The sequence below is a fragment of the Variovorax sp. PBL-H6 genome (assembly GCF_901827155.1).
Lineage (GTDB): Bacteria > Pseudomonadota > Gammaproteobacteria > Burkholderiales > Burkholderiaceae_C > Variovorax.
Genome location: NZ_LR594659.1, coordinates 1,279,877 through 1,303,091 on the forward strand (window position 1 = coordinate 1,279,877; position 23,215 = coordinate 1,303,091).

Annotated in this window: 24 protein-coding genes; 13 read left to right on the forward strand and 11 right to left on the reverse strand. The window is 66.3% G+C overall.

Annotated features, from left to right (window positions below; all coding sequences use genetic code 11):
• The 7 genes from gspM to gspG form a co-directional block, all read right to left on the reverse strand.
• Entirely contained in the window at window positions 1-564 is a 564-nt protein-coding gene (gene gspM / locus G3W89_RS06055; RefSeq protein ID WP_162573240.1) for a type II secretion system protein GspM, read from the reverse strand.
• Window positions 561-1,769 (reverse strand): type II secretion system protein GspL, encoded by a 1,209-nt coding sequence (gspL, locus tag G3W89_RS06060; protein ID WP_162577350.1) that lies wholly within the window; start codon window positions 1,767-1,769, stop codon window positions 561-563. The genes gspM and gspL overlap by 4 nt, the downstream gene beginning before the upstream one ends.
• Window positions 1,770-1,899: 130 nt before the next feature.
• Complete coding sequence (gene gspK / locus G3W89_RS06065) at window positions 1,900-2,994, reverse strand: type II secretion system minor pseudopilin GspK (RefSeq protein ID WP_162573241.1); 1,095 nt, start codon at window positions 2,992-2,994, stop codon at window positions 1,900-1,902.
• Complete coding sequence (locus G3W89_RS06070) at window positions 2,991-3,656, reverse strand: PulJ/GspJ family protein (RefSeq protein WP_162573242.1); 666 nt, start codon at window positions 3,654-3,656, stop codon at window positions 2,991-2,993. The genes gspK and G3W89_RS06070 overlap by 4 nt, the downstream gene beginning before the upstream one ends.
• Window positions 3,656-4,021 carry a type II secretion system minor pseudopilin GspI gene (gspI, locus tag G3W89_RS06075; protein ID WP_162577351.1) on the reverse strand — a complete coding sequence of 122 codons (366 nt, stop codon included), beginning with the start codon at window positions 4,019-4,021 and terminating at the stop codon, window positions 3,656-3,658. The genes G3W89_RS06070 and gspI overlap by 1 nt, the downstream gene beginning before the upstream one ends.
• A 95-nt stretch (window positions 4,022-4,116) precedes the next feature.
• Window positions 4,117-4,623, reverse strand: a complete 507-nt coding sequence (locus tag G3W89_RS06080) for a prepilin-type N-terminal cleavage/methylation domain-containing protein (RefSeq protein WP_162573243.1) — start codon at window positions 4,621-4,623, stop codon at window positions 4,117-4,119.
• The gene (gene gspG, locus G3W89_RS06085; RefSeq protein WP_162573244.1) at window positions 4,598-5,038 is read right to left on the reverse strand and encodes a type II secretion system major pseudopilin GspG; all 441 of its coding nucleotides are present in this window, start codon (window positions 5,036-5,038) and stop codon (window positions 4,598-4,600) included. The genes G3W89_RS06080 and gspG overlap by 26 nt, the downstream gene beginning before the upstream one ends.
• A gap of 62 nt (window positions 5,039-5,100) precedes the next feature.
• Between gspG and G3W89_RS06090 the strand changes: the two genes are divergently transcribed.
• The gene (locus G3W89_RS06090; RefSeq protein WP_162573245.1) at window positions 5,101-5,634 is read left to right on the forward strand and encodes a type II secretion system protein N; all 534 of its coding nucleotides are present in this window, start codon (window positions 5,101-5,103) and stop codon (window positions 5,632-5,634) included.
• Here G3W89_RS06090 and ilvA read toward each other — a convergent pair.
• Complete coding sequence (gene ilvA, locus G3W89_RS06095) at window positions 5,631-7,184, reverse strand: threonine ammonia-lyase, biosynthetic (RefSeq protein WP_174258237.1); 1,554 nt, start codon at window positions 7,182-7,184, stop codon at window positions 5,631-5,633. The two genes, G3W89_RS06090 and ilvA, sit on opposite strands and share 4 nt — an antisense overlap.
• Before the next feature lie 250 nt (window positions 7,185-7,434).
• On the opposite strand from ilvA, the gene G3W89_RS06100 reads away from it, so the two are divergent.
• Window positions 7,435-7,884: an OsmC family protein gene (locus G3W89_RS06100; protein WP_162573247.1), complete on the forward strand. Its 450-nt coding sequence runs from the start codon at window positions 7,435-7,437 to the stop codon at window positions 7,882-7,884.
• Between the two features lie 18 nt (window positions 7,885-7,902).
• Here the strand turns inward: G3W89_RS06100 and coq7 are convergent, their stop codons facing one another.
• Window positions 7,903-8,532, reverse strand: a complete 630-nt coding sequence (gene coq7 / locus G3W89_RS06105) for a 2-polyprenyl-3-methyl-6-methoxy-1,4-benzoquinone monooxygenase (RefSeq protein ID WP_162573248.1) — start codon at window positions 8,530-8,532, stop codon at window positions 7,903-7,905.
• Between the two features lie 282 nt (window positions 8,533-8,814).
• Between coq7 and G3W89_RS06110 the strand changes: the two genes are divergently transcribed.
• The 7 genes from G3W89_RS06110 to G3W89_RS06140 all read left to right on the forward strand — a co-directional run bounded on the left by G3W89_RS06110 (window position 8,815) and on the right by G3W89_RS06140 (window position 17,178).
• Window positions 8,815-10,068 (forward strand): porin, encoded by a 1,254-nt coding sequence (locus tag G3W89_RS06110; RefSeq protein WP_162573249.1) that lies wholly within the window; start codon window positions 8,815-8,817, stop codon window positions 10,066-10,068.
• A 268-nt stretch (window positions 10,069-10,336) separates the two neighbouring features.
• Window positions 10,337-11,317: an ABC transporter permease gene (locus G3W89_RS06115; RefSeq protein ID WP_162573250.1), complete on the forward strand. Its 981-nt coding sequence runs from the start codon at window positions 10,337-10,339 to the stop codon at window positions 11,315-11,317.
• A 2-nt stretch (window positions 11,318-11,319) separates the two neighbouring features.
• Complete coding sequence (locus tag G3W89_RS06120; RefSeq protein WP_162573251.1) at window positions 11,320-12,576, forward strand: M20 aminoacylase family protein; 1,257 nt, start codon at window positions 11,320-11,322, stop codon at window positions 12,574-12,576.
• A 26-nt stretch (window positions 12,577-12,602) separates the two neighbouring features.
• On the forward strand, window positions 12,603-14,201 hold the full coding sequence (locus G3W89_RS06125; protein ID WP_162573252.1) for an ABC transporter substrate-binding protein: 1,599 nt from the start codon (window positions 12,603-12,605) through the stop codon (window positions 14,199-14,201).
• 61 nt (window positions 14,202-14,262) lie between these two features.
• On the forward strand, window positions 14,263-15,174 hold the full coding sequence (locus G3W89_RS06130) for an ABC transporter permease (RefSeq protein WP_162573253.1): 912 nt from the start codon (window positions 14,263-14,265) through the stop codon (window positions 15,172-15,174).
• 19 nt (window positions 15,175-15,193) lie between these two features.
• Window positions 15,194-16,186: an ABC transporter ATP-binding protein gene (locus tag G3W89_RS06135; protein ID WP_162573254.1), complete on the forward strand. Its 993-nt coding sequence runs from the start codon at window positions 15,194-15,196 to the stop codon at window positions 16,184-16,186.
• Complete coding sequence (locus G3W89_RS06140) at window positions 16,183-17,178, forward strand: ABC transporter ATP-binding protein (protein ID WP_162573255.1); 996 nt, start codon at window positions 16,183-16,185, stop codon at window positions 17,176-17,178. Before G3W89_RS06135 ends, G3W89_RS06140 begins: the two co-directional genes overlap by 4 nt.
• A gap of 40 nt (window positions 17,179-17,218) precedes the next feature.
• Here the strand turns inward: G3W89_RS06140 and zwf are convergent, their stop codons facing one another.
• Window positions 17,219-18,694 carry a glucose-6-phosphate dehydrogenase gene (zwf, locus tag G3W89_RS06145; protein WP_162573256.1) on the reverse strand — a complete coding sequence of 492 codons (1,476 nt, stop codon included), beginning with the start codon at window positions 18,692-18,694 and terminating at the stop codon, window positions 17,219-17,221.
• A gap of 136 nt (window positions 18,695-18,830) precedes the next feature.
• Here zwf and G3W89_RS06150 point away from each other — a divergent pair, with 136 nt between their 5' ends.
• A complete protein-coding gene (locus G3W89_RS06150) occupies window positions 18,831-19,496 on the forward strand; it encodes an HAD-IA family hydrolase (protein ID WP_162573257.1) in 666 nt (221 codons plus the stop codon).
• On the opposite strand, the gene G3W89_RS06155 is transcribed toward G3W89_RS06150, so the two are convergent.
• Window positions 19,442-20,116, reverse strand: a complete 675-nt coding sequence (locus G3W89_RS06155) for a lipocalin family protein (protein ID WP_162573258.1) — start codon at window positions 20,114-20,116, stop codon at window positions 19,442-19,444. The two genes, G3W89_RS06150 and G3W89_RS06155, sit on opposite strands and share 55 nt — an antisense overlap.
• Window positions 20,117-20,224: 108 nt before the next feature.
• Here G3W89_RS06155 and tal point away from each other — a divergent pair, with 108 nt between their 5' ends.
• From tal to G3W89_RS06170, 3 genes are all read left to right on the forward strand, one after another.
• The gene (gene tal, locus G3W89_RS06160) at window positions 20,225-21,178 is read left to right on the forward strand and encodes a transaldolase (protein ID WP_162573259.1); all 954 of its coding nucleotides are present in this window, start codon (window positions 20,225-20,227) and stop codon (window positions 21,176-21,178) included.
• Complete coding sequence (gene pgi, locus G3W89_RS06165; RefSeq protein ID WP_162573260.1) at window positions 21,175-22,728, forward strand: glucose-6-phosphate isomerase; 1,554 nt, start codon at window positions 21,175-21,177, stop codon at window positions 22,726-22,728. Before tal ends, pgi begins: the two co-directional genes overlap by 4 nt.
• A gap of 87 nt (window positions 22,729-22,815) precedes the next feature.
• Window positions 22,816-23,154 (forward strand): DUF805 domain-containing protein, encoded by a 339-nt coding sequence (locus G3W89_RS06170; protein WP_162573261.1) that lies wholly within the window; start codon window positions 22,816-22,818, stop codon window positions 23,152-23,154.
• The last annotated feature ends 61 nt before the right edge of the window (window positions 23,155-23,215 follow it).

The following is a 23,215-nucleotide window of genomic DNA, read 5'->3' on the forward strand; positions in this document are numbered from 1 at the left end:
TCAACGGGGCGGCAAGCCCATGACCAGCGTGCCGTCCCAGCGCACGGCGGGGCGCTCGTTGCTCGTGCCGCCGCCCATCGGAGCAGTGCCGCCGGCGGCCGGCGCGCCTTGCGAGCTGCGCGCAAGGTGTGCTTCGCGCGGGACGGCACGTGCATTGCTGCGGGCCTGGGCCAGCCACTGGGCGAGGGTGTCGGCTGGAAGGGTGCGCACCGCGACCGTGATGCCGTCGCCGGAAGCGGCGGGCTGCAGCTGCGCATTGGGCCCGAGGCTCTGGCGCACCGAGCCTTCGAGGGCGCGCACTGCATCGTCGCGGCTCGCACGGGGTTGTGCCTGCAGGGCCTTGGCCTGGGTCTGCAGCGTGGTCATCTGCTGCAGCTGTGCATCGAGCCTGGCGTGCTCGGTGGGTGCCGCGGACAGGATGCGCAGTGCCGGCGCCAGCGCCACCCACCACAGCAGGGCCAGCAGCACCAGCGCAGCCGCAGCGCCGATCAGGCGCTGTTCGCGAGGCTCCAGCTCGGGCCACCAGGCCTGCCACCGCGCTTCGAGGGATTCGAGCCAGTTCATCGCGGCGCCTCCGCCTGAACCAGCAGCAGGTCGCCCTCGCTGCGCGCGCTGTAGCCGCGCGCGGACAGGGTTGCTGCGACCTGATTGGCTTCCGAGGGCTGCAGGCCCAAGCCGCGCAGGCGCAGCTGACCCGCGGTGTAGTCGATAGCGCTGGGGACCCGCGCCGGCGGCAGGCTGGTGGCGACGGCGCCGAGCATGGGCTCAAGGTCGATCGCCGACACGCCACCCGTGGCCTGCTGCAGCGTCGCGACCTCGCGCACCATCTGTACTGGCGCGTCGACCACCAGTTGCACCGAGGGAAAGGTCTGCCTGAGGATGTTGTTCACTGCTGCTCGCTTGTTGTTGAGTGCGTTGCGCTCCTTCCAGGCCCAGGCGTTGAGGCCAATGAGCTGCGTCAGCACGAGCACCAGCGCGCCCCAGCGCGCCAGCCGCCATTCGGGCCCGTGCCACAGCGCGCGCCATATCGCCACCAGCTTCTTGCTGGCACGCGCGCGGCCGGTGGAGGCGAGGTCGAACTGCGCAAGATCCCAGGGCGAGCGGCTGGCCTGCAGCCAGCGGGCGGGCGGTTTGACGATGGGCACGCGCCGCTCCAGCAGGCTTTCCGCGAGCTCGGCCACGGCGGGCTCCGCCAGCACCGCCGTTCCTTCCGGCACTGTGCCTACCAGCGTCGTGCCGGCGGAATCGAGCGGCAGCGGGGTGACGCCTTCGGTGTCGCAGACCACCAACTGGGCGGTGCCGGGCTCGCCGATAGCGAACATCATCGGTGCCGCGCCGGGCGGTTGCGGCGCGAATTCGGGAACGATGCGGGTGACGCGGCGGCCCGCGCTCTCGAGAGCCTGAACAACGCCGCGCAGCCAGAGCCGGTTGCATGCCGCGACCCAGACGGGCACGCCCGCGCGTGGGTCCGGCTGCAGTGCGAAGTGGAGCTGCTCCGGATCATCGAGCAGCTGGTCTTCGAGCAGGCCGTTGAGCACCGAGCGCAGGCGCACGCCGCTGGTCATGCTGCCCTGCGGAAGGGTGACCTGGTGCCAGGACAACGTGGCCGCGGGCACACACAGGATCAGTTCGTCGCCGCTCGGCAGAAGGGCGGGTGGCGCGCTGCCTTGCGATCGCAGCTTGCGCCCGTCGCTGGACCACGCCGCCCAGCCGTAATCGCCGCCGGCAGGCGCAGGAGGAAGAGGGGCGGTGACGAGCAGCAGGGCCATGTTCAATTGGGGGTCGCCATTGTAGGACGATGGTTCACATCTGATGCTACAAAGTTGATAGCGCTTTCTGCCCAAGGCATGGGGCGCTGCGATGCATTTAATCCCATAAGCGTGACCAAAGGTTTCGGCTTCAGGACTTAGGAGCCATGGACGTGGCGCCTGCGCCACGTTCACGCCATAGGATCCGCAACTCGAGGTTGTCGCGCCGCAGCAGTGAGTGCTCCTCGACCCAGGCATTGCCAAGCCTGATTCGGCCCTGCACTTCGAAGAAGTTGGTGCCGACGCTGTGCTGCTGGCTGTTGAACTGGCCGGCGCCTTGAGCGAGCACTTTGTTGGCGTCTTCCTGGGTGCGGAAGTAGCGCGTGGCGCGCTGCGCGACGACGCGCTTGGCGCTCGCCAGGTCGAGAGAGGGCACGCTGGCTGCAAGCGCTTCGGCGCTCGCGGTGTTGATGTTGAGCGGCGTGCGCGTGGGCAGGATGGTGACGTAAGGTTCCAGCGCCGTCACCGTGGAGGGCGACAACCCGAGCCAGATGAGTTGGGCCGTGCGCTGCGGCAGAAGTGGGCCGGACGCCGAGGTGTCGGTGGTGGGCTGCGTGGCTGCACCTGCGCCCGCGCCCGCGCCTCCCCCTGTTCCTGTTCCTGTTCCAGTTGCAGTTCCAGTTGCAGCGCCCGTCCCCGCGCCCACGGAGGCGGCCGGCGGCAGGGCACGCCTGAGCTGCGCTGCGAGTACCGGCACCTCCTGCACGGGAAGGCCCAGCATCTCGAACAGCTTGGTGAAGACGGCGATCTCTGCCGGCACCGGCGCGCCGTTCAGCACCATGTTCATCACGTTCAGCTTGGATTGCGCGTCGATGATCCGGCCCTGGAGAAAGGCCTCGGGCAAGCCCTCGAGGGCGTCGCTGGCGATGTTCTTGTCGGCCGCGAGGAAGCTCGACAGCTTGGCTTCCTCCAGCGGCACAGCCCATGGCTCGGCCAGGTGATCGGGGCCGGCGCCTCCACCGGCCCGGGCGTCCTCGCGCAGGATCAGGCGCGACCAATCGAGCGCGCCGACCAGGACCCAGGCCGATTGCACGCGCGCCCGTTCGGCCGCCTCGATCTCGACGGCGCGCCACTGCTGCCAGAGCGATGCAGCTGCAAAGGTGGCGACGAGCGTGACCGTGAGCATGGCCGTCAGCAAGGCCGCGCCACGCTGCGGTCGTGATGCGAGGGGAGCAGGCCGCTTCATGAGGACTTGGGCGCCGAGGCGGTGGGCCGCACCCAGTCGCGTGTGAGCACGCCCGCGAGCGCCGGGCCAGGCGGAAGGCTCAACACCAGGCGGACGCCATCGGGCAATGGGGTGCCGGTGCCGAGAGCCGTAGCGCCGACCGCCGGACCCCAGACGTCGTTGCGGAAGTAGAAGAGCTGCCAGGCTTCCAGCGGCATCAAGGCGATCTCGGTGCCGCCCACCTCGTCGCTGCTGGTGCTGTCCTGTCCCCAGGCGGCTGCGCGGTCCCAGGCCTGCTGCCATTCGGGGCGGCCGGTGAGGCCGGGCGACTGCCAGCGGTACCAGCGCGCGACACCAGCGGCGTCGGACCGCAGGGTCCACGCCACCACATAGACCACCGGCAGGGCGCTGTCGGTGCTGCGCCGGGTGAGGCGCAGCGTGCGGCCGTCCCAGTCCATCGCGCGGGTCTGCGCCAGGGTCACGGTGGCGTCGAGGTCGGCCGTCCACTGCGACAGTGCCGTCTGCAGCGTCAGCACGGCGTCGCTGCGCTCGCGGTTGATGGATTGGGCGCGCGCCATGCCTTCGAGACCTTGCCAACTGACCAGCGCGAGCAGCGCCATGACGGCGATCGCCACCAGCAGTTCGATCAGCGTGAAGCCGCGGGTGGGGCGCATCCTCGTCATCAGAAGCGCCCCACCACAGTCGAAAGCCGCAGAACTGGTGCCTCGGCGGCATCGCGCACCTGCACGTCGACCCGCCGAAAGTTCGGATTCAGCGTGGGCGTGGTCGAGATCGTGACGGCGAAGCTGGTGTTGGCCTGGGTGCAGACCAGGCCGGCGTCGCCGATGGCCGGCATCTGGCGCGCGAGGCGGGCCTTGATGAGCTCGTTCTCGGCGCAAAGCTGTGCCAGCAACAGGTCCGATTGCCGCTGCGCGTTGCGCGTGATCGCGTTGGTGGCCTGGGTGCCCGCGGCCAGCGCGATCGCGATGATGCCCAGCGCCACCAGCACCTCGATCAGGGTGAAGCCGCGAACGGGGCCGCCCGTCATCGGACGAACCGCGCGACGCGCTGCGGCCGTGCGGCTCACTGTAGTGCCTTCGCCTTCGGCTGGGGTGCTATTCGCCTGTGGAGCGGCCGGGCGGCTCATGGCGTGGTCACCGCGAAGGGGCGCAGGCCGTCGGTCGCGATGCGCAGGGTGCGCGCGGGCGGGCCCTCGGACGTGAGCAGCACCTGCTGCGCCGCGATGATCGGATCGGGCCCGAGCTGCAGGGCCGCGATCGCGGAGCCATCTCCTGCCAGCGGTTGAGCCACGATGCCTGCGGAAAGCCATGCGGTGGGCAGCGTGCCGGGCGGCAGCCCGTCGAAAATGAAGTTGGTAGGACCCTCCGGCGTTGTACGCCAGCGCACCGCCATGCCGCTGGCACGCGACTGGGCGCGCGCCGATTCGAGCAGGGCTGATAGACGCTCGGCTTCGCGATCCAGGCTTTCCTGGCCGGTGTTGCGAAGCGCCAGACCGACACCGGCCGTCGCGATCGCGATGATCGCGATCACCACCAGCAACTCGATCAGGGTGAAGCCGCCGGGCTTCCGTCCGCGGGCGCTGTCGAAGCGGGAAGCGACGCGCCTATTGCCAGCTGCCGATGTCGGCATTCTTGCCTTCGCCGCCGGGTTGGCCATCGGGGCCGAGCGAGAACACGTCGATTTCGCCCTTCAGGCCCGGGTTCATGTATTGGTAGGGGCGGCCCCACGGGTCGTTGGGCAGCTTCTCGATGTAGGGCTTCCAATTGGGTGCTGCGGGACCGGTGGTGGGCCGCGCCAGAAGCGCTTGCAGGCCCTGCTCGGCCGTCGGATAGCGTTGGTTGTCGAGCCGGTAGAGCTTGAGCGCCTGCATCAGGTTGTTGACATCGGTGCGGGCAGCGGTCACGCGCGCGTCGTCGGCGCGCTCGATCACGTTGGGCACGATCAGCGCCGCGAGCACGCCGATGATGACCAGCACGACCATCAGCTCGATGAGGGTGAAGCCTCGCTGGAGGGTCCGCGCGATGGGACGTTGAAAAAGGGACATGAATGTGGGAGGGGGAGTGGGAAATGCGCGTGGGCGCCTGCGCTGAATGATAATCCCGCCCCATGGCAGCTTCCTACGCCCCCGCCCGCTGGCCCTCGGCCATGGCGACCACCGTCTTGTGGGCGCTGGCCGCCGCGAGCATCGTGTTCTGGGGGCTGCGGCTGATGTCGCCGTCCGATGCAGTCGCGCCGCCCGCCCTGAACAGCAACGCCGCGGTGACGGTCGATCCGGCGGCGGTCGCGCAGATGCTGGGTGTGGTGCCGAGCCAGGCCGCGGTCGTGGCGACGCCGGATGCCGCCAGCCGCTTCCAGCTGCTCGGCGTGGTGGCCGACGCAGACCAGCAGGGCGCTGCGCTGATTGCCGTCGACGGCAAGCCCGCCCGGCCCTTCCGTGTCGGAGCCAAGTTGGCCGATGGCTATGTGCTGCAGTCGGTCAGCGCACGGGCCGCCTCTCTGGGGGCCAGCGTCGATGCCGCGCCGGCCTTCACGCTGCAATTGCCGGCGCGGCCGCTCGCCGTCAACGGCCCTGCGCCTTCTCTGTCCGATGCGCCGCAGCCCGTGGTCGCGCCGCCTGAGCGTCGCGGAGTCCGGCGCTAGGCCTGCAGGAACAGCCGATAGACCGGGTTGCCGGTTTCCTCGACGAAGGGATAGTCCAGCGTCCGCAGGAATTCGTCGAAGGCCTTCTGGTCTGCCGCCGGGACCTGCAGCCCGACCAGTATTCGGCCATAGTCGGCGCCCTGGTTGCGGTAGTGGAAGAGGCTGATGTTCCAGGTGGGCCGCATGAGGCTCAGGAACTTGAGCAGCGCGCCGGGCCGCTCGGGGAACACGAAGCGCAGCAGCCGCTCGTCGTGCGCCAGCGCGCTGCGGCCGCCCACCAGGTGGCGGATGTGCTCCTTGGCGAGCTCGTCGTGCGTGAGGTCGATGGTGCCGTAGCCGTGGGCGAGGAAGGTCTCGGTGATGGTTTTCGACTCGCCGTGCGTCTGGGTGGTCAAGCCCACGAACACATGCGCCTCCCTGGCGTCGCTGATCCGATAGTTGAATTCGGTCACGCTGCGCGACGCACCGGGCAACTGTCCCACCAGCTCGCAGAAGCGCCGGAAGCTGCCGCGCTCCTCCGGAATGGTGACGGCGAACAGGGCCTCGCGCTCCTCGCCCACCTCGGCGCGTTCGGCGACGAAACGCAGCCGGTCGAAGTTCATGTTGGCGCCGCAGAGGATGGCTGCGTACGTCTGGCCCCGCGTGCCGTGGGCCTCGACGTACTGCTTGATCGCAGCCACCGCAAGCGCCCCGGCGGGCTCGACGATGCTGCGGGTGTCGATGAACACGTCCTTGATCCCGGCACACACCGCGTCGGTGTCCACGGTGATGAACTCGTCCACCAGCTCGCGAGAGATCCGGAAGGTCTCCTCGCCGACCAGCTTGACCGCGGTGCCATCGGAGAACAGGCCTACATCGGCCAGCGTCACCCGTTCGCGCGCGGTGACGGAGCGCAGCATCGCATCCGAATCGTTCATCTGGACGCCGATCACCTTGATCTCGGGTCGCACGGCCTTGATGTAGTTGGCAACGCCCGAGATCAATCCGCCGCCGCCGATGGCGACGAAGACCGCATCGAGCGGGCCCTGGTGCTGGCGCAGGATCTCCATTGCGATCGTGCCCTGGCCGGCGATGACGTCGGGGTCGTCGAAGGGGTGTACGAAGACGAGGCCATGAAGCTTCTGCTGCTCCAGCGCGTAGCCATAGGCGTCAGAGTAGCTGTCGCCGTGCAGTTGCACTTCTCCGCCGAGCGCGCGCACGGCGTCAATCTTGAGCTGCGGCGTGGTTACCGGCATCACGATTACTGCTCGTGCGCCGAGCTTGCGGGCACTGAGCGCGACGCCCTGGGCATGGTTGCCGGCCGACGCACAAATTACGCCTCTGGCGAGTTGCTCTGGGCTCAGGTGAGCCATCTTGTTGTAGGCCCCCCGCAGCTTGAAGCTGAAGACCGCCTGCTGATCCTCGCGCTTGAGCAGCACCGTGTTGCCCAGCCGCGCGCTCAGCGCTTGCGCCGGCTCGAGCGCGGATTCCACCGCCACATCGTAAACACGGGCCGTGAGAATCTTCTTCAGGTAGTCGGCAGGGGAAAGCGGAGCGGGCGGCGTGGACATAAGGTCCGGATCATAGGCTGCCATTCCGCTGCCACAGCCTCAAGAAAAAAGCCCCGGGCCTTGCGGCTCGGGGCTAAATCCACCAATTGGGAGGGTGGAGGAGACAACTGGTACACACGTTTCCGTGTGCGATGAAATAAAGTATATCGACTCTTTGTTGCATTGCAACAAGGCAGTGACGCTTTTCCAACACAAATCGACGGCAGCGTGATCTTCCTCGCTGAGCGTCGTGACTCTGGAGTCTGCAAGGATGGAATGCACAGTGAGCTGGACCGGCGGCGCGGGAACGCTGTCGGCCATGGGTTTCGTCGCCGAGACCGGCAGCGGCCATGTCCTGACGATGGACGGCGCGCCGGATACTGCGAAGCCGGAGAACGGCGGCCGGAACCTGGCCGCCCGGCCGATGGAAACGGTGCTGGCCGGCACCGGCGGGTGCACCGCATACGACGTGGTGCTGATCCTGAAGCGAGGGCGGCATCAGGTCGAGCGCGTCAGCGTCAAGCTGAGCAGCGAGCGAGCAGAGAAAGATCCGAAGGTCTTCACCAAGATCCACATGCACTTCACTGTGGCTGGCAAGAGTATTCCAGCTGCGGCCGTCGAGCGTGCGATTGCGCTCAGCCACGACACTTACTGCTCTGCAAGCGTCATGTTGGCCAAGACGGCCGAGATCACGACCAGCTTCGATCTCATCGAGACATGAGCGCGGTGCCGACGCCCTTCATATGCGGTGGGCGACGGTGGTCATCACGCGGGACGCGAGGCGCATGAGGGCCTTGGCTGGCGCCGGTAATTCCTGCGCGCCGGCGCTCCAGGCCTGTGCCGCATGACGCGCCTCGTCCAGCTTCATCTGGTTGACCACCGCGCGCGAGGCTGTATCGCCCGCAGGTAGCCGGTCGAGGTGGCTGTCCAGATGGGCCTCGACCTGCCGCTCGGTCTCTGCGACGAATCCCAAGCTCAAGGGATCGCCGAGCCGCCCGGCCATGAGACCGAGTCCGAAAGCGCCCAGGTACCAGAGCGGATTCAGCGCCGAGGTGCGCGCGCCCAGTTCGTCGAGCCGCTGCTGCGTCCAGGCGAGATGATCCGTTTCCTCTCGCGCAGCCTCGTCGAAGTGCGCACGTAACTTCGGGTCCCGCGTGACCGCAGCCTGCGCCGTGTACAAGGCTTGGGCACACACCTCTCCGACGTGATTCACGCGCATCAATGCGCCGGCTTCGCGGCGCTCGGTTTGGCTGAGCTCGCTGCCGGGTCCGGCGGGCTGCGGCAAGGCGCGAGTCGCATGGGGTTTGGCAAACAAGGTACGCAGGGCCAAATCCGCAGTACCGAGGAGAGCATCGAAGGAAGGAGTCATGGAGCGATTGGAACGCATGCGCAACATTACTTTGACCCGAGAGGTTTTGTTTCATATCGCGGGATCTTGCAGGTGCTTGGTGCTTTGTTGCACGAGTGCAACGAAACGGCGAAGCGCGCCGCGTTTTCGGGAGAATTGTTTTGCCCAGACGAAGCGGCTCTGGTGCAATAGCGACAACTTCCCAAAAGGAGGTTGGCCCGGGGTCCGGTGGGAGCACAGAAGTGCCAGTCACGGTGAGCCCTTCGCACCGGAGCCCTATGTTTAACCTTGGAGAAACTTGCAATGAAAAAATCTCTAGTTGCCTTGGCTGCTCTGGCTGTTGCCGGCGTTGCCTCGGCGCAGTCGTCCGTGACGCTGTTCGGCGTGGTTGACGCCGCTGTCAGCGGCTACTCGAACAAGTCGGACCTCGCCGTCCCGTCGCTGACCACCCCGTTCCTGCCGGGCAGCGTCAAGGTTAGCCGCAGTGAGCTGCGCAACTCAGGCTACAACTCCAGCCGTCTGGGCTTCCGTGGCACGGAAGATCTCGGTGGTGGCCTGGCTGCCAGCTTCTGGCTCGAAGCCCCCATCAGCAACGATAACGGCCAGGAAGGCATCGCTACCTTTGCTCGTCGCTCGACCGTGAGCCTGTCGGGCGGTTTCGGTGAAGTTCGTCTGGGCCGTGACTACACCCCGACGTTCTGGAATGACACCGTGTTCGATCCGTTCGGCACCAATGGCGTCGGCACCAACCTGATCAGCACCGCGAACAGCTCGTTCGGCGCGTGGAATGGCGGCGGGACGACCAGCGTCCCCGGCTTCACCAACGTGACCGGCAGCAACTACGTTCGTGCCAGCAACACCGTCGGCTACTTCCTGCCCCCGAACCTCGGTGGCTTCTATGGCCAGGTGATGTACGGCTTCAACGAGCGTGACAAGTACGATCCGGGTAACGCGACCCCGGGCACGCTCACCACTGGCTTGAACACCCAGCGCACTGGTCGTTACGTCGGTGGCCGCTTCGGCTACGCCAACGGCCCGCTGGACGTTGCTGCCTCCTATGGCAACAGCACGGTCGGCGATGCCTTCTACGCAGGTACCACGACCGCGGTCAAGACCTTCAATCTCGGCGCTTCCTACGACTTCGGCGTCGTGAAGCTCTTCGGTGAATACTCGAAGGCCAAGAACGAAGTTGACGTCGAAAGCGCCTTCCTCTTCGCCCCGACTGACATCGACCTGAAGGGTTGGCTGCTCGGCGCGACCGTGCCTGTCGGTCCCGGCCTGATCCGTGTGGCGTACTCTGCTGTCAAGTACGACTTCAACCTGACGCCTACCCCGTTCTTCACCACCGACGATCCGAAGGCCAACAAGTTTGCCATCGGCTACGTGCACAACCTGTCGAAGCGTACGGCCCTGTACGCCACGGTGGCTCGTGTTCGCAACAAGAATGGCGCTGCCCTGAGCTTGGGCGGCCCGACCTTCCTGACCAGTTTCGGCGGCGCTTCGTATGCTCCGAAGACTTCGACGGGTTACGACTTCGGTATCCGTCACGCTTTCTGATCTGAGGCTGGCGTAAGCCAGCTTCGAACGGGAAGTTCTTGAAAGCCGTCCGACGAAAGTCGGGCGGCTTTTTTCTTTTCCCGGCTTTCGCGAACTGGGATATTCCTCGACCGGGGCCCTGTCGGCTCGACTGGCGGCCGATCGGGGTGAATGGATGTCGACAAGCTCGCCTGCTTTCCTGGCGATCTCAAGAGGGCTACACCCCGGGGAATCACCTCTTGGGCATACCGCTTGCTCTGCTAGCATCATTGAACACGTGCCCTGCTGAATGATTGCTTTCGTACTGCGTCGCCTGATACAGGCCGTGATCGTCATGGTCGCGGTCGCTTTCATCGCCTTCCTCTTATTCCAGTACGTGGGCGATCCCGTGGTGTTCCTGCTCGGTCAGGATGCGAGGCCCGAGCAGATCCGCGAGCTGCGCGCCGCACTCGGCCTGGACAAGCCCTTCTTCGTCCAGTTCTGGCATTTCCTGGTCAACGCGTCGCAAGGCGAGTTCGGGCTCAGCCTGCGGCTGGGCAGCAAAGTGTCGCGACTGATCGGCGAACGATTCCCAGCAACACTGGAGCTCGCGCTGGTTGCCGCCTTCCTGGCTCTGGCGATCGGCGTCCCGATGGGTGTCTACACGGCGTTGCGGCGGGGCACCTTCATGAGCCAGCTGTTCATGATGATCTCGCTGCTGGGCGTTTCGCTTCCCACCTTCTTGATCGGCATCCTGCTGATCCTGGTCTTCGCCGTGCTGCTCGGCTGGTTTCCCAGCTTCGGGCGAGGTGAGACGGTGCAGTTGGGTTGGTGGAGCACCGGCCTTCTAAGCGCTGACGGCTGGATGCACATCGTGCTACCGGCGGTGACGCTCGCGATCTTCCAGCTCACGTTGATCCTGCGGCTGGTGCGCGCCGAGATGCTGGAGGTCCTGCGCACCGACTACATCAAGTTCGCGCGAGCTCGCGGCCTCTCGGACCGCGCCATTCATTTCGGGCACGCGCTCAAAAACACGCTGGTGCCGGTCATGACCATCACTGGCCTGCAGTTGGGCGGACTGATCGCCTTCGCCATCATCACTGAGTCGGTGTTCCAGTGGCCCGGCATGGGCCTGCTCTTCATCCAAGCCGTCACCTTCGCAGATATTCCAGTCATGGCTGCCTACCTGTGCCTGATCGCACTGATCTTCGTCGTCATCAACCTGGTCGTGGACCTGCTGTACTTCGTGGTTGACCCGCGATTGCGCATCGGCAGGGCAGGAGGGCATTGACGATGAACGCCCTTTGCTATCAAGCCTCAGGACGGGCCTTTGCGCACATCGCCCGCTTCCATCCGGAGATCACTGCCTTCCGACGCGACCTGCATGTGCATCCCGAGCTCGGCTTCGAGGAACTCTACACCTCCGGTCGCGTGCAGGAGTCGCTGAGGGCGTGCGGTGTCGACGAGATCCATCCCGGCATCGGCAAGACGGGCGTCGTCGGTGTGATCCGCGGGCGTTCCACCGCCAGCGGCCGCATGATCGGCCTGCGCGCCGACATGGACGCGCTGCCGATGTGCGAGGACAACGACTTCGGCTGGCGCTCCGCGAACAAGGGCCTGATGCACGGCTGCGGCCACGACGGCCATACCGCCATGCTGGTCGGCGCCGCGCGCTACCTGGCCGAAACCCGCGACTTCGACGGGACGGCCGTCCTGATCTTCCAGCCAGGGGAGGAGGGCTTCGCCGGCGCACGCGCAATGATCGAGGACGGCTTGTTCGACCGTTTCCCCGTCAGCGCGGTCTACGCGATGCACAACTGGCCCGGCCTGCCTGCCGGCACGGTAGGAATCAACCGCGGCGCCATGATGGCGGCAGCCGACCGCATCACCATCGAGATCGAGGGCAAGGGTGGCCACGGCGCCCATGCCTACCTCACCGTCGACCCTGTGCTGGTCTCGGCCCATATCATTACCGCGGTGCAGACCATCGTCTCGCGCAATGTGCGGCCCATCGATGCGGCCGTGATCAGCATCTGCGCTGTGCAGGCGGGCGACCTTGGCGCGATGAGCGTGGTGCCCGGCAAGGCGACCCTGGTGGGCACGGTGCGCACCTTCAGCGTGCGCGTGCAGGCACAGATCGAGCAGCGGCTGGTGGAGCTGTGCTCCGCGGTCGCGGCCGGTTTCGGGGCCACCGCGCAGGTGAAGTTCGAGCGCATCTACCCCGCCACCATCAACACCGCGCCCGAGGCAATGTTCGCCGGCGATGTCGCGCAATCCCTGGTAGGTGCGCACAACGTCGAGCGCAACATGGAGCCAAGCATGGGAGCGGAGGACTTCTCCTTTATGCTGCAGAAGAAGGCCGGCGCCTATTTGCGCATTGGCCAGGATGCACGGGGCGGCGCATTCCTGCACAACAGCCGCTACGACTTCAACGATGAAATCCTGCCGCTCGGCGCCGCCTTGCATGCCGGCCTGATCGAGCAGGGCATGCCCCTGAACGCCGCAGACCCGCCCGCCACCACAGGCGTGGCCACGTCAGCGGTGTCTTGAGTCTTTCCAACCCGAGGAGTGCTTCCATGAACCTGAGAAACAAGCTGGCCGCGATGGCCGTCATTTCCGCGCTGGGCACACTCTGCCTGCCGGTGGGGGCGCAGACGATCCGTGTGGCGAATCAGGGGGATGCACTCTCTCTCGATCCGCACTCGCTCAACGAGTCGCTGCAGCTCTCGGTCGACCTCAATGCGTACGATGCGCTGACCGACCGCAACAAGGATCTGAGTCTCGCGCCCTCGCTGGCCACCTCCTGGCGGCAGACGTCGCCGACCGTGTGGCGCTTCGAACTGCGCAAGAACGTCAAGTTCCACGACGGCACGCCTTTCACCGCCGACGACGTCCTCTTCAGCATCGCGCGTGCGGCCGGCGACGGCTCGGACGTGAAGGCCAAGGTGAACGACATCAAGGAAGTTCGCAAGGTCAACGACCACGCGATCGACATCGAGACCAAAGGGCCGTTCCCGATCCTCCCGGACGTCCTGTCGGACCTTGCGATCATGAGCAAGAAGTGGTGCGAGGAAAACAAGGCAGAGAAGCCCGTCGACCGCCGCAAGGGCATCGAGAACACCGCCTCCTTCAAGGCCAATGGCACCGGGCCTTTCCGCGTGCGCGAGCGCCAGCCCAATGTGCGTACGGTGTTCGTGCGCAACCCCACCTACTGGGGCAAGATCGACGGCAACGTGCAAGAGGTGATCTTCACCCCTATTGCCAATTCGGCAACGCGCGTCGCGGCCCTGATGTCGGGCGAGATCGACGTGATGGAGCCCGTGCCGGTGCAGGACATCGCGCGCATCAATGCCAGCCCGAACGCGCAGGTCGTGGTCGGCCCCGAGCTCCGCACCATCTTCCTGGGCATGGACCAGAAGCGCGACGAGCTGCTGTATTCGAGTGTCAAGGGCAAGAACCCGTTCAAGGACAAGCGCGTGCGCCAAGCCTTCTACCAGGCCATCGACATCAACGGAATCCAGCGCACCGTGATGCGCGGCGCCTCTCGACCCACGGCGCTGATGGTCGGCCCCGGCATCAATGGCTGGACCGAGGCGCAGGACAAGCGCCTGCCGCAAGACGTCGATGGCGCCAAGAAGTTGCTGGCGGATGCGGGCTACCCGAACGGTTTCGAGGTGACGATGAATTGCCCCAACGACCGCTATGTCAACGATGGTCAGATCTGCCAAGCGGTAGCCGCGAACCTCGCGCGGATCGGGGTGAAGATCAATCTCGCGGCCGAGACCAAGGGCACGTATTTCCCCAAGATCCTGCGTCGCGACACCAGCTTCTATCTGCTCGGCTGGACGCCGACCACCTATGACGCGCACAACGCACTCGACGCGTTGATGCGCTGCCCCGACGACAAGACGGGCGACGGCCAGTTCAACCTCGGCTCGTATTGCAACCCCAAGCTCGACGAGCTGATCGGAAAGATCAAGTCGAGCACCGACAAGAACGAGCGCATGGCGATGATCAAGGAAGCCTTCGCGATCCACGCCGACGATATCGGGCACCTGCCGTTGCATCAGCAGTCGCTGGCATGGGGCGTGAGCAAGCAGGTCGCATTGACGCAGCGGGCTGACAACTTCATGCCTTTCAAGTGGATGAGCATCCAGGCGCCCGCCAAGCCCTGAACGCCAAACGGAAAGGTGTTTTCGAGGGCCTGCGACGCAGGCCCGCTTTTTAGGCCTCTCGATGAAAAAGACACTGGCCCGCTGGCTCGACAGCGACGTCGGCTACAGCTTCCGCACCTCGCCCGTTGCAATGCTCGCAGCGGCGATTGCCTTCGTCTGCATCTTCTGTTCGGTCTTCGCGGGATGGGTGTCGCCGCACAATCCCTTCGACCTTGCCGCACTGGAGTTAGGCGATGCGCGCCTGCCCCCAGCCTGGAATGCCGACGGCACGACCAAGTACCTGCTGGGTACCGACGACCAGGGCCGCGACATACTTTCGGCCCTGATCTACGGTGCACGCATCTCGCTGGTCGTCGGCTTGGTCTCGGTGGTGCTGTCCGTCGCGGTCGGCGTGCTGCTGGGGCTGCTGGCCGGCTTCTGGGGCGGATGGCTCGATGCCTTCCTGATGCGCGTGTGCGACGTGATGTTGTCCTTCCCGCCCATCCTGGTTGCACTGCTGATCGCCGGCGTCGGGCGCGCTTTGTTCCCGAATGCGCACGACACGGTGGCCTTTGGCGTGCTGATCATCTCGATCTCGCTCACCGGCTGGGTGCAGTACGCGCGCACGGTGCGCGGCTCGACCATGGTCGAGCGCAACAAGGAGTACGTGCAGGCGGCGCGCGTGACAGGCGTCGCGCCGATTCGCATCATGCGCCGGCACGTGCTGCCGAACGTGCTGGGCCCGGTGCTGGTGCTGGCCACCATCCAGGTGGCCACGGCAATCATCACGGAGGCGACACTGTCGTTTTTGGGTGTCGGTGTGCCGCCTACGTCGCCCTCCCTGGGCACCCTGATCCGGGTCGGCAACGACTACCTGTTCTCGGGCGAGTGGTGGATCACCGTATTTCCAGGCCTGATGCTGGTCCTGATCGCGCTGAGCGTGAACCTTCTCGGCGACTGGTTGCGCGACGCGCTCAACCCGCGACTGCGCTGAAGCCAGGAAGCACATTCGAATGAGTCTTCTGCAAGTCCGCAACCTTATCGTTGAATTCCCGCATCGCCGCGGCACGCTGCGCGCGCTGGACGACATCAGCTTCGAGATCGAGCCGGGCGAGATCCTCGGCGTGGTGGGCGAGTCGGGCGCGGGCAAGTCCCTGACGGGGGCGGCCATCATCGGCCTGCTGGAGCCGCCCGGGCGCGTGGCCGCGGGCCAGATCGTGCTGGAAGGCCAACGCATCGACAACCTGGGCCACGAGGCCATGCGCCATATCCGCGGTCGCAAGATCGGCGCCATCTTCCAGGATCCGCTGACCTCGCTGAATCCGCTCTACACCATCGGGCGACAACTGACCGAAACCATTCGAACGCATCTGCCCGTGAGCGAGGAAGAGGCACGCCGGCGTGCGATCGGGCTCCTGCAAGACACCGGCATTCCCGGCGCCGCGCAGCGCATCGACCACTATCCGCACCAGTTCTCCGGTGGCATGCGCCAGCGCGTCGTGATCGCCCTTGCGCTGGCCGCCGAGCCCAAGCTGATCGTGGCGGACGAGCCGACCACCGCGCTGGACGTGTCGATCCAGGCGCAGATCATCGGGCTGCTCAAGCGCATCTGCAAGGAGCGTGGCGCGGCGGTCATGCTGATCACCCACGACATGGGCGTGATCGCCGAAACCTGCGACCGCGTGGCCGTGATGTACGCCGGCCGCATTGCCGAAATCGGCCCGGTGCAGGAGGTGATCCACCAGCCGGCGCATCCCTACACCTCGGGCCTGATGGCCGCCATCCCCGACATGACGATGGATCGCGAACGCCTCAACCAGATCGACGGCGCCATGCCGCGCCTGAACGCCATCCCGCGCGGCTGTGCCTACAACCCGCGCTGCCCGCGCGTCTTCGACCGCTGCCTGGTCGAGCGGCCGGATCTGCTCAACGCCGGCGCGACACGGGCCGCCTGCTGGCTGCACGACTCACACAGCATGTCCACCATCGACGGGATTGAGCGATGAGTGCGCCACTCGTGGTCGCCCAGGACCTCGCCAAGGTCTTCGACGTCTCCCCGCCGTGGCTCAACCGTATGCTCGAGCGCAAGCCGCGTTTGCTGCTGCACGCAGTCGACGGCGTGAGCTTTTCCATCGAGCGCGGCAAGACCCTGGCCCTGGTCGGCGAATCCGGTTGCGGCAAGAGCACCGTCGCGCGCCTGCTCGTTGGCCTCTACGAGCCCACCCGCGGCGGCATGCACTTCGACGGGCAGGACGCCCATGCCACGTTCAAGAGCGCCGAAGGCCGCAAGCTGCGCCGGCGCATCCAGATGATCTTTCAGGACCCGTACGCCATTTTCAACCCGCGGTGGCTGGTGCAGGACATCGTCGGCGAGCCGCTGCGCGAGCACGAGATCCTGAAGGAGGGGCCTGCATTGAAGGGGCGCGTCGGCGAGCTGCTGCAGTCGGTCGGGCTGAGCCCGCTCGACATGACGAAGTACCCACACCAGTTCTCCGGCGGCCAGCGCCAGCGCATCTCCATTGCGCGGGCCCTCGCCACACAGCCCGAGTTCCTGGTGTGCGACGAGCCGACTTCGGCCCTGGACGTCAGCGTGCAGGCGCAGGTGCTCAACATCATGAAGGACCTGCAGCGCGAACTCGGCCTGACCTATCTGTTCATTTCCCACAACCTCGCCGTTGTGCGCCATGTCGCCGACCAGGTTGGGGTGATGTATCTTGGCCGGCTGGTCGAGGTGGCCGACAAGGTGACGCTTTTCAATGCGCCGCAGCATCCCTACACCCGGATGCTTCTCGAAGCCATCCCGAAAATGAAGCATGCGGGCGAGGCGCGCACGCCCGTGCAGGGCGAGGTTCCCAACCCGCTCGACCCGCCCACCGGCTGCACCTTCCACCCGCGCTGCCCGCATGCCAACGCCCGCTGCAAGGCCGAGCGCCCGCCGCTGCAGATGCTGCGCGGCGTGCAGGTGGCCTGCCATGCCGTGGAGGAAGGACGGATCTGAATACGTCCGTGCGCACGCAAAGGGCGCGGACGTTCCGTCGTTACTGCTCTTCGCTCCAGGCGAACCCATCGCGCGCGATCATCGCGCTCGATGCGCTGGGGCCCCATGTTCCCGCTGCATAGGGCCGCGGTGATCCTTCCGAGGCCCAGCTGTCGATCAGCGGCTCGACCCAGCGCCAGGCTTCCTCCTGCTCGTCGCTGCGCACGAAGAGGTTGAGCCGGCCGTCGATCACGTCGAGCAGCAGGCGCTCGTAGGCGCCCACGCGCTCGGAGCCGAAGCGCTTGTCGAAGTCGAGGTCCAGCTGAACCGGCGCCAGCTGCGGCCCGGCGTGGCGGTGAGCGTTGCCGTTGCGCTGGCGGCCATCCTGCGCCTGGGCGAGCATGTGCAGTTCCAGGCCGTCCCTGGGCTGCAGATTGATCACCAGCTTGTTGAACGCATTGGGCGGTGCCCGGAAGATGGCGTGCGGCGTCGGCTTGAAGTTGACCGTAATGTGCGCATCGCGCGAGGCCAGCCGCTTGCCGGTTCGGATGTAGAGCGGCACGCCGGCCCAGCGCCAGTTGGCGATTTCGGTGCGCAGCGCGACAAAGGTCTCGGTACGGCTCTCCGGGTCCACGCCCTGCTGCTCCCGGTATCCCGGCACGCGTTCGCCATAGGCCGTGCCGGCGGTGTACTGTCCACGGATCGCGTGCAGTCCGATGGCTTCCGCCGTCCATGGCTTGAGCGCGCGCAGCACCTTGAGCTTCTCGTCTCGGATGGCATCTGCATGCGCGTTGATCGGAGGCTCCATTGCGATCGCGCAGACCAGCTGCAGTGCGTGGTTCTGCACCATGTCGCGCAGCGCACCGGTCTGGTCGTAGAACGCTCCGCGCTTCTCGATGCCGAGGTCCTCGGCAATGGTGATCTCGATGTTGGCGATGTGCTCGCGGCGCCAGATGGGCTCGAACAGCGCATTGCCGAAGCGCATCGCGAACAGGTTCTGTACCGACGGCTTGCCCAGGTAGTGGTCGATGCGAAACACCTGGTGCTCCGCCAGCACCTTGCATACCGCCTTGTTGATGGCGCGGTTGGAGGCCAGGTCGTGCCCCAGCGGCTTCTCCAGCACCACGCGCGTCTTTGGACCGTTGAGCCCGGCGGCGGCAATTTGTTCTACCACCTGGGTGAAGAGGGCAGGGGCGGTGGCCAGGTACATCACGACCGTGCTCGCGTCCCGTTGCGTGAGCAGCTCCGCGAGCTTCGCGTAGTCCTCCGTCCGGGACAGGTCCATGCGCTGGTAGTGGAGCAGGGCAGCGAACTGCTTGAACTCCTCGGGAGTCGGCCGCTTCGCGCCTTCGACGGCCTCGAAGCGCGACTGGATGAGCTCGCGGTAGGTCTCGTCGGACAGCTCGTCGCGCGCCACCCCGATGATCCGGCCACCTTCGGGCAGACTGCCGTGACGAAAGGCCTGGAACAGCGCCGGCATCAGCTTGCGCCAGGTGAGGTCGCCGGTACCGCCGAATAGGACAAGGTCAAAACTCATGGATCAATCCGTGTGGTCGTGGTGATGCTCAGCGCCTGAAGCCCGTCGCCGAATGGTAACGGAGGCTGTTGCGGCGGCGACTTCGCTTAAGCTTCGGGCCGGTTCCTTGGGACCCTTTTCTTTTGAACGAGCAGGCATGAAGAACGTTGTGTTCGATCTCGGCGCGGTGCTGTTGAGCTGGGAGCCGGTGTCGCTGGTGCACGCGGTCGTCGCGCCGCACACGCCGACTGCGCAGGCCGCGCACGCGCTCGCGCAAGAGATGTTCCATCACGAGGACTGGCTTGGCTTCGACCGCGGCACGCACAGCCTGGAAGACGCTATCGGGCGCATGGCGCTGCGCCTCTCGCTGCCCGTGGAGCGGCTCAGCACGACGCTGGCGCCGATGGGCGAGCGCCTCGAGCCCATCGACGTCACCATCGAGCTGCTCGCATCGCTGCGCGCGCGCCGCGATGCCGGGGAGGCGCTGCGGCTTTACTACCTCTCCAACATGCCGGCACCCTACGCGCGCGTGCTCGAGCAACGCCATGATTTCTTTCAGTGGTTCGACGGTGGCGTCTTCTCGGGCGACGTCCGCATGATCAAACCGCAGCCCGAAATCTACGAACTGCTCGCAGCGCGCTATGGGCTGAAGGCGCCCGACACCGTGTTCATCGACGACTCCGCGGCCAATGTAGCGGCGGCTCGTGCACTGGGCTGGGAGGCCATCCACTGCGAGGCGCCGAGTGCGCTGCCTTCGCAGCTGGCGGCCTACTTGCCGGTGCGCTCGATCCTGTCGACCTCGAACCCCAGCGAGCGCGCGTAATCGAGTTCGGCTTCGAGCGCTGCATCGTCCAGCCGCGGTGCGCGTGACAGTACCCACAAGTACTTTCGGTCCGGCGTCCCGACCAGCGCCACCTGATAGTCCCGATCGAGCCTGAGGATCCAGTAGTCGCCCCAGACCAGGGGAAGCCAGCGCATCCAGTCGGGCGCAAAGCTCACCTCCAGCCGGCCGGCGCCGGGCTGCCCGGCGACCGGTGCAACGCGGGCGACCCCGAGTGATTCCTCGAGGCGTCCATCCGGCAGCGTGCAACGATTGAGCACCTGCAGCTTGCCGTCCTCCAGCAGCGTGTATTCGGCCGTGACTTCGCCTGCGCAGTTCTTCTCGAACCGGTTGGGCAGGCGCGCCTGCTCGTGCCACAGCCCCACATAGCGCTGCAGATCGACCGGCGCGACCACCTGCAACGGCGCGCGCATCAACGGCGCGCCGTCGGCGGGGCCGGCCACGCGCTCGCTTCGCGACGCGCGGGCGGTCGTGAACGCCAGCAGCGTCAGCACCCCGCCGACGCAGAAAGCCGTCGCCAGAGTGCCGATGGACGCGCTGTGCACTCGGTCGTCGAAGACGACGCGCTGTGGCACAGCGGACTGGGGGCGGCGAGTAAACATGGGCATTCCTCTGAGTCGGTCAGGAGACCGACCTTAGGCGCGCGCCTGAAGCGGCGTCGTCAGCCGGGGACCACACGAACTGTAGTTTTGCGGCGGGATAATGGCCGCATGAACCAACTCGATGCCCTCCGCCAGTGGACCACCGTGGTGGCCGATACCGGCGATTTCCGCCAACTGGCCCAGTTCAAGCCCCAGGACGCGACCACCAATCCTTCTCTCATCCTCAAGGCGGTCCAGAAGGCGGAGTACCGGCCGTTGCTCGACGAGGCCGTGAAGAAGCACGGCCATCTCGCGACCGACGAGGTCATCGACCGCCTCCTGGTGCGCTTCGGCACCGAGATCCTCTCGCTCATTCCCGGCCGGGTCTCGACCGAAGTCGATGCCCGGCTGAGCTTCGATACCGGCGCCACCGTGGCGCGGGCCGAGCGGATCGTCGCGCTCTACCGTGCCGAGGACGTCGACACCGAAAAGCACTTGCTGATCAAGATCGCCGCCACCTGGGAAGGCATCGAGGCAGCGCGCCAGCTGGAGCAGAAGGGCATCCACACCAACCTCACGCTGCTGTTCTCCTTTGCTCAGGCGGTGGCGTCCGGCGCGGCGGGCGTGCAGCTGATCTCCCCCTTCGTAGGGCGCATCTACGACTGGCACAAGAAGGCGGCCGGCAGTGCCTGGGACGAAGCGGCCCGCGCGGGTGCCAACGATCCGGGCGTCCAGTCGGTACGCCAGATTTTCGAGTACTACAAGAAGCACGGCATCCGGACCGAGGTGATGGGCGCCAGCTTCCGCAACGTGGGGCAGATCGCAGCGCTCGCAGGCTGCGATCTGCTGACCATCAGCCCCGAGCTGCTGTCCGAGCTCGCCGCCAGCGAAGCGCCGCTCGCGCATGCACTCGACGCCGATGCCGCTCAGGCACTCGACATTCCGAAGCTGGTCCTGGACGAGCCGGCTTTCCGTTTCGCACTCAACGAAGACGCGATGGCCACCGAGAAGCTGTCCGAAGGCATCCGCGCCTTCGCGGCCGACGCGGTCAAGCTGGAGAAGCTGATGGAGGAAATCGAATGACCCGCACCCGCACGCGTTGCGACCGCACTTCGGCTTGGGGCCGCCTGCAGGCGCACTACGACGCGGGCGGCCGCGAGTTCGATCTGCGCCGAGCCTTTGCCGCCGATCCGCAGCGCTTCGATGTCTTCAGCCAACCGGCACCGCACCTCTTCGCGGATCTGTCGAAGAACCTGATCGACGCGAAGACCGAAGCCCTGTTGCTGGCGCTGGCCCGCGAAGCCGGCATCGAGGCACATCGCGATGCCATGTTTGCCGGTGAACACATCAACGCGACCGAAGACCGCGCCGTGCTCCACACATTGCTGCGCGCGCCGGCCTCGATGGCGGTTCTGCCCTCGCTGGCGGGCAAGCTGGCGCAGGTGCACGCCACGCTCGACGCCATGCTGGCCTATGCCGAGCAGGTGCGCGCCGACCACACCATCACCGACGTGGTCAACATCGGCATCGGCGGCTCGGACCTCGGCCCGCAGATGGCCGTGCCCGCGCTCGATGCCTACGTGGCGCCGGGCAAGCGCTTTCACTTCGTCTCGAACGTCGATGGCCACGAACTGGCCAGCGTGCTGCGCGGCCTGGCACCCGAGCACACGCTGTTCCTGATCGCCTCCAAGACCTTCACCACGGCCGAGACCATGGCCAACGCCCACTCGGCCAAGCGGTGGTTCGAGCAATCGGGCAATGCCGACATCGCCCATCACTTCGCCGCGCTCACCACCAACGTCGAGGCCGCGCGTGCCTTCGGGATCGAAACCACCTTCGGCTTCTGGGATTGGGTGGGTGGGCGGTATTCGCTGTGGTCCTCCATCGGGCTGCCGATCGCGCTGGCCATTGGCGCCGACGGATTTCGCCGGCTGCTCGCCGGCGCGCACGCGATGGACGCGCATTTCCGCAGCGCCCCGCTGGCGCAGAACCTGCCGGTGCGCCTGGGGCTCATCGATGTCTGGTATCGCAACTTCCACCGCTTCAGGAGCCGCAGCATCGCGCCCTACCACAGCGCATTGCAGCGCTTGCCCGCCTACCTGCAGCAGCTGGAAATGGAAAGCAACGGCAAGCAGGTCGACGCGAGCGGTGCCGCGCTGCCGTTCGACACCTCGCCGGTCCTGTGGGGCGAACCCGGCACCAACGGGCAGCATGCCTACTTCCAGATGCTGCACCAGGGCACGGACGTGATCCCGCTGGAGTTCATCGCCGTGCGCGAGCCGGCACATGACCTGGAAGGCCATCATCCCAAGCTGCTGGCCAATGCGCTCGCGCAGGCGCAGGCACTGATGATCGGCAAGCAGGACGCCGGCGGGCACCGTAACTTTCCCGGAAATCGGCCGAGCAGCTTCTTCGTCTTCGACCAGCTGAATCCCGAGGCGCTGGGCGCCTTCCTCGCGATGTACGAGCACCGCGTGTTCACCAGCGGCGCGTTGTGGGGGATCAACAGCTTCGACCAGTGGGGCGTGGAGCTCGGCAAGGTGCTTGCCAAGGACATCGAGCCGCGCCTCGCCTCCGGCGACACGACAGGCATCGATGCCTCGACGGCCGGGCTGCTGGCGCGGCTGCGCTAGCCTGCGCCGAGTCATCAAGGCCGGTGAACCGCCCTTTATGATGGCCGCGGGAGTTTTCCCGTGGGAACTATAAAGAGGAGCTGTTCGATGAATTTTCAAGAAGCCGTCAAGACCTGCTTCAGCAAATACGTGGACTTCAGCGGCCGCGCTTCGCGGTCCGAATACTGGTGGTTCGTGCTGGCCTACGTGATCGCGGCGATCGTGGCCGGCTTCATCCACCAGGTCCTCTATGGTCTCGTGGTCCTTGCCTTCCTGCTGCCGATGATGGCGGCCGGCGCGCGACGCCTGCACGACATCGGCAAGAGCGGGTGGTGGCTGCTGCTGGGCCTGATCCCGCTGGTGAACTTGGTGCTCCTGTACTTTGCCGTGCAGCCGAGCCAACCCGAGAGCAACGAATACGGTGCACCGCCGCTTGCCGTCGCCTGAGGCTTCGGCGCCCCAATGAAAAAAACCCCGCGGTTCGCACCGCGGGGTTTTTTGTTGGCTG

Bases quoted from the DNA above. Each gene is read 5' to 3' on its own strand.
- G3W89_RS06170 (WP_162573261.1), top strand. From the start codon at position 22,816: ATGAATTTTCAAGAAGCCGTCAAGACCTGCTTCAGCAAATACGTGGAC.
- G3W89_RS06080 (WP_162573243.1), bottom strand. From the start codon at position 4,623: ATGCCGACATCGGCAGCTGGCAATAGGCGCGTCGCTTCCCGCTTCGAC.
- G3W89_RS06125 (WP_162573252.1), top strand. From the start codon at position 12,603: ATGAACCTGAGAAACAAGCTGGCCGCGATGGCCGTCATTTCCGCGCTG.
- gspM (WP_162573240.1), bottom strand. From the start codon at position 564: ATGAACTGGCTCGAATCCCTCGAAGCGCGGTGGCAGGCCTGGTGGCCC.
- G3W89_RS06155 (WP_162573258.1), bottom strand. From the start codon at position 20,116: ATGTTTACTCGCCGCCCCCAGTCCGCTGTGCCACAGCGCGTCGTCTTC.
- gspL (WP_162577350.1), bottom strand. From the start codon at position 1,769: ATGGCCCTGCTGCTCGTCACCGCCCCTCTTCCTCCTGCGCCTGCCGGC.
- G3W89_RS06150 (WP_162573257.1), top strand. From the start codon at position 18,831: ATGAAGAACGTTGTGTTCGATCTCGGCGCGGTGCTGTTGAGCTGGGAG.
- ilvA (WP_174258237.1), bottom strand. From the start codon at position 7,184: ATGTCCACGCCGCCCGCTCCGCTTTCCCCTGCCGACTACCTGAAGAAG.
- zwf (WP_162573256.1), bottom strand. From the start codon at position 18,694: ATGAGTTTTGACCTTGTCCTATTCGGCGGTACCGGCGACCTCACCTGG.
- G3W89_RS06135 (WP_162573254.1), top strand. From the start codon at position 15,194: ATGAGTCTTCTGCAAGTCCGCAACCTTATCGTTGAATTCCCGCATCGC.
- G3W89_RS06120 (WP_162573251.1), top strand. From the start codon at position 11,320: ATGAACGCCCTTTGCTATCAAGCCTCAGGACGGGCCTTTGCGCACATC.
- G3W89_RS06070 (WP_162573242.1), bottom strand. From the start codon at position 3,656: ATGACGAGGATGCGCCCCACCCGCGGCTTCACGCTGATCGAACTGCTG.
- coq7 (WP_162573248.1), bottom strand. From the start codon at position 8,532: ATGACTCCTTCCTTCGATGCTCTCCTCGGTACTGCGGATTTGGCCCTG.
- G3W89_RS06100 (WP_162573247.1), top strand. From the start codon at position 7,435: ATGGAATGCACAGTGAGCTGGACCGGCGGCGCGGGAACGCTGTCGGCC.
- gspK (WP_162573241.1), bottom strand. From the start codon at position 2,994: ATGAAGCGGCCTGCTCCCCTCGCATCACGACCGCAGCGTGGCGCGGCC.
- G3W89_RS06090 (WP_162573245.1), top strand. From the start codon at position 5,101: ATGGCAGCTTCCTACGCCCCCGCCCGCTGGCCCTCGGCCATGGCGACC.
- pgi (WP_162573260.1), top strand. From the start codon at position 21,175: ATGACCCGCACCCGCACGCGTTGCGACCGCACTTCGGCTTGGGGCCGC.
- G3W89_RS06140 (WP_162573255.1), top strand. From the start codon at position 16,183: ATGAGTGCGCCACTCGTGGTCGCCCAGGACCTCGCCAAGGTCTTCGAC.
- G3W89_RS06130 (WP_162573253.1), top strand. From the start codon at position 14,263: ATGAAAAAGACACTGGCCCGCTGGCTCGACAGCGACGTCGGCTACAGC.
- tal (WP_162573259.1), top strand. From the start codon at position 20,225: ATGAACCAACTCGATGCCCTCCGCCAGTGGACCACCGTGGTGGCCGAT.
- G3W89_RS06110 (WP_162573249.1), top strand. From the start codon at position 8,815: ATGAAAAAATCTCTAGTTGCCTTGGCTGCTCTGGCTGTTGCCGGCGTT.
- G3W89_RS06115 (WP_162573250.1), top strand. From the start codon at position 10,337: ATGATTGCTTTCGTACTGCGTCGCCTGATACAGGCCGTGATCGTCATG.
- gspI (WP_162577351.1), bottom strand. From the start codon at position 4,021: ATGACGGGCGGCCCCGTTCGCGGCTTCACCCTGATCGAGGTGCTGGTG.
- gspG (WP_162573244.1), bottom strand. From the start codon at position 5,038: ATGTCCCTTTTTCAACGTCCCATCGCGCGGACCCTCCAGCGAGGCTTC.